General features: G+C 53.7%; 8 protein-coding genes. All 8 read left to right on the top strand.

What is annotated here, in order from left to right; genetic code table 11:
* Positions 1-313, top strand: a 313-nt coding sequence (rpsJ, locus tag AC2VNK_RS00090; protein ID WP_486882385.1) for a 30S ribosomal protein S10, incomplete at its 5' end; no start/stop codon positions are given.
* Between the two features lie 17 nt (positions 314-330).
* Positions 331-963 (top strand): 50S ribosomal protein L3, encoded by a 633-nt coding sequence (rplC, locus tag AC2VNK_RS00095; protein ID WP_291523331.1) that lies wholly within the window; start codon positions 331-333, stop codon positions 961-963.
* A gap of 10 nt (positions 964-973) precedes the next feature.
* Positions 974-1,591, top strand: coding sequence for a 50S ribosomal protein L4 (gene rplD, locus AC2VNK_RS00100; RefSeq protein ID WP_291523329.1), 618 nt, complete (start codon positions 974-976; stop codon positions 1,589-1,591).
* Positions 1,588-1,881 carry a 50S ribosomal protein L23 gene (gene rplW / locus AC2VNK_RS00105; RefSeq protein ID WP_291523327.1) on the top strand — a complete coding sequence of 98 codons (294 nt, stop codon included), beginning with the start codon at positions 1,588-1,590 and terminating at the stop codon, positions 1,879-1,881. The genes rplD and rplW overlap by 4 nt, the downstream gene beginning before the upstream one ends.
* A gap of 16 nt (positions 1,882-1,897) precedes the next feature.
* Positions 1,898-2,722 (top strand): 50S ribosomal protein L2, encoded by an 825-nt coding sequence (rplB, locus tag AC2VNK_RS00110; RefSeq protein WP_291523325.1) that lies wholly within the window; start codon positions 1,898-1,900, stop codon positions 2,720-2,722.
* A gap of 18 nt (positions 2,723-2,740) precedes the next feature.
* Positions 2,741-3,016 carry a 30S ribosomal protein S19 gene (gene rpsS, locus AC2VNK_RS00115; RefSeq protein WP_010639699.1) on the top strand — a complete coding sequence of 92 codons (276 nt, stop codon included), beginning with the start codon at positions 2,741-2,743 and terminating at the stop codon, positions 3,014-3,016.
* 11 nt (positions 3,017-3,027) lie between these two features.
* Positions 3,028-3,360: a 50S ribosomal protein L22 gene (gene rplV, locus AC2VNK_RS00120; protein WP_014030027.1), complete on the top strand. Its 333-nt coding sequence runs from the start codon at positions 3,028-3,030 to the stop codon at positions 3,358-3,360.
* Positions 3,361-3,371: 11 nt separating this feature from the next.
* Positions 3,372-3,805, top strand: a 434-nt coding sequence (gene rpsC, locus AC2VNK_RS00125; protein WP_486882386.1) for a 30S ribosomal protein S3, incomplete at its 3' end; no start/stop codon positions are given.

Genomic DNA, 3,805 nt, shown 5'->3' on the forward strand with positions numbered 1-3,805 from the left:
AATAATGGACAGTTCTAAAATTCGTATTCGCCTTAAATCGTATGATTATCGCATGCTCGACATTTCTGCTGCGGAAATCGTAGAAACCGCGCGGCGGACCGGTGCGCGCGTTTGTGGGCCGATTCCTCTTCCTACAAAAATAGAACGCTTTACGGTTTTGCGCTCGCCGCACGTGGATAAAAATGCGCGTGATCAATTTGAACAGCGTACGCACAAGCGCTTACTCGACATTCTGGATCCCAACGACAAGACGGTGGATGCCCTGATCAAACTTGATCTGGCGGCTGGCGTCGATGTCGAGATCAAGCTGTAATTATAAAGGACGATACAATGGTAATGGGCCTGATCGGACGGAAAGTAGGTATGACGCGTATCGTTGCAGACGACGGGCGTGTGCTGCCGGTAACCGTCATTCATGTGGCGCCGAATACGGTGGCACAGGTTAAAGATATCGCCACAGACGGTTACTGTGCAGTGCAGGTGGCAACCGGTACACGCCGTCCACAGAGGGTAACCTCTGCTCTGGCGGGACACTTTCGTAAAAATGGCATTGCTCCTGGGCGGCTATTACGGGAGTTCCGTGTGGCGGATACCACTACTTATGCTTGCGGTGCGGATATCGATCTGGACATTTTCGCCGAAGGACAGCGCGTGGACGTGTCTGGCGTTAGCAAAGGTAAAGGCTTCGCTGGCGCCATCAAGCGCCACAATTTCCGGAGCAACCGGGCTAGTCACGGTAACTCGCGGGCCCACAATGCACCTGGTTCTATTGGTTGTCGCCAGACACCTGGACGGGTATTTAAGGGTAAGAAAATGGCGGGGCATTTGGGCGCGGAACAAGTCACGACGCTTAACCTTGAACTGGTGCGTATTGATGCAACTCGGCGCTTGCTCATGGTGAAAGGCGCTGTTCCCGGTGCCCGTGACGGGGACGTGATGGTTCGTCCCGCCGTGCGTGGTTAGGAGAAAAATAATGCAAGTGCAAAGCTTGGAAGTGACCACCGGGAAAAGCAGCGATATCGAGGTCGCCGATGGTGTGTTCGGAGTGCCTTATAATGAGGCATTGTTGCATCAGGTCGTGGTGGCTCAGATGGCCGGTATGCGTTCGGCGAACGCCGTACAGAAGAATCGCGCGGCAGTGCGTGGTGGTGGACGCAAGCCGTGGAAACAGAAGGGTACCGGTCGCGCGCGCGCCGGCAGTATTCGCAGCCCAATCTGGCGCGGCGGTGGACGGGCCTTTCCTGGTGGGAATGAAAACTACACCCAAAAGATCAACAAAAAAATGTGGGCCGGGGCAATGCGCACAGTGCTGGCGGAGTTGCTGCGTCAGGGTCGCTTGCAAATCATTCAGCAAGAGGATCTCGGCGAGCCGCGGAGTCGATTAGCCAAAGACTGGTTGAGCCGCGCGGGCGGAGATAATTTTTTGCTTGTCATGGGTGAGGTTCCGTTGAATCTTTTCCTGGGCTTGCGTAATTTTCCAAGAGTGGGTATCGCTGGTTGGCAAGATATCGGGCCTGCTGACCTTCTCCAGTATGGTCGAGTGTTGTTGGATACCGAAGCGGCAGCCAGGTTAGGTGAGGTGTACGGATGAACGCGGAACGTCAATATCTTGTCTTACTGGCACCTATTATCAGCGAAAAAAGCACGATGGTGCAGCAGAAGGCAAATCAATTCGTGTTTAAGGTCGCCCGTGATTCTACAAAACTGGAAATCAAGTCGGCGGTTGAGAAGCTTTTTGAGGTACAGGTGCTTTCTGTTCAGACCTGTAACTATATGGGTAAGGAAAAGCGTATGGGTCGTCATGTGGGGCGCCGCTCTTCCTGGAAGAAAGCCTATGTACGGCTGGCCGAGGGCAGCAGCATAGATTACGGCGTTGCCTGAGGAAAAGGGATAAAACATGGCATTAATTAAAACTAAGCCGACCTCTGCAGGGCGGCGGTTCGTAGTAAAAGCGCTAGACACACGCCTTCACAAGGGCGATCCACATCCGACTTTGGTTGAGGCACAATCCCATAGCGGCGGGCGCAATAATCTCGGTCGTATCACGCGGCGTCATCAGGGCGGTGGTCATAAATCGCATTATCGCCTGGTAGATTTTAAGCGTAATAAGTTTGATGTACCGGGCAAGGTGGAGCGCTTAGAGTACGATCCCAACCGTTCGGCACATATTGCTCTGATTTGTTACGTGGACGGCGAGCGTCGTTACATACTTGCGGCAAAAGGTATGGCGGTTGGGGATCCCGTACTTTCGGCGGAGCAGACGCCTGTTAAGCCAGGTAATTGTATGCCACTGCGAGGCATTCCGGTGGGCTCCGTGGTGCATAATATTGAGATGCGACCAGGCAAGGGCGGTCAAATCGCGCGATCCGCGGGGGCTTCAGCTCAGCTTATGGCGCGCGAAGGAGATTATGCTCAAGTGCGTTTGCGCTCTGGTGAAGTGCGACGGATTCATGTATCCTGCCGCGCTACTATAGGTGAGGTGGGGAACGAAGAACACGGGTCCCGCCAACTGGGTAAAGCAGGTGCGATGCGTTGGCGCGGCGTACGCCCCACCGTTCGCGGGGTAGTGATGAACCCAGTGGATCATCCGCATGGTGGTGGAGAGGGTCGTACCTCTGGTGGACGTCATCCGGTATCGCCATGGGGACAACCGACTAAGGGTTATCGTACCCGTAGAAACAAGCGTACGAGCAGTATGATTGTGCGCCGTCGTTCGCGTTAGGGGTTAAGAGGATTTCACGTGCCACGTTCGATTAAAAAAGGTCCGTTCATTGATGAGCATTTGGACCGTAAAGTGCAGAGTGCTCAGGCGAGCAGCAGCCGTCGTCCGATTAAGACCTGGTCGCGCCGTTCGACGATTACACCTGATTTCATTGGCTTGACTATTAGCGTCCATAACGGACGTCAACATATTCCTGTAGTCGTAAACGAGAATATGGTTGGCCACAAGCTCGGCGAATTTGCATTAACGCGGACCTTCAAGGGTCACGTCGCCGACAAGAAAGCTAAGCGCTAAAGGGGAGTGTGATGAAATCGTCAGCAGTGCTAAAAGGACTTCAGATGTCTCCCCAAAAGGCGCGTCTTGTCGCTGATCTGGTACGCGGACAGCCAGTGGGTAAGGCGCTGGAGATCCTGCGCTTTACCACAAAAAAGGCTGCACTTCCGATTCGCAAATGTCTGGAATCTGCTATTGCTAACGCCGAAAATAACGAAGGGGCAGACGTAGATGCTTTGGTGGTCGAGCAGATCATGATTGACGGTGGAGCGGTGCTCAAACGCTTCGCGGCTAGAGCGAAGGGGCGCGGCTCACGGATACTAAAGCGCACTAGCCATATCACCGTTGTCGTCGCAGAGAGTTAACTGAGGAACATATGGGACAAAAAACCAATCCAATCGGACTGCGTCTGGGAATCATTAAGAATTGGAATTCTCGGTGGTATGGTAAAGGCGACTTCCAAGAGAAGTTGTTGGAAGACATCAAGGTCCGTCAGTTTATTCGTGAACGACTTGCCGGCGGCGCTGTTTCTGACATTATCATTGAGCGCCCCGCGCGTAGCGCGCGTATTACTGTGCATACCGCGCGGCCCGGCATTGTTATCGGTAAAAAGGGCGAAGATATTGAAAAGCTTCGTCACGACGTACAGAAGCGCATGGGGGTTCCTGTCCATATTAATGTGGAAGAAATCCGTAAGCCCGAACTGGACGCGCAGTTAGTGGCCGAAAGTGTTGCGCAGCAGCTTGTCCGCCGCATTATGTTTCGCCGCGCGATGAAACGCGCAGTTACTAACGCCATGCGTTTTGGGGC

The organism is Acidithiobacillus sp. TH-A35, assembly GCF_057473505.1.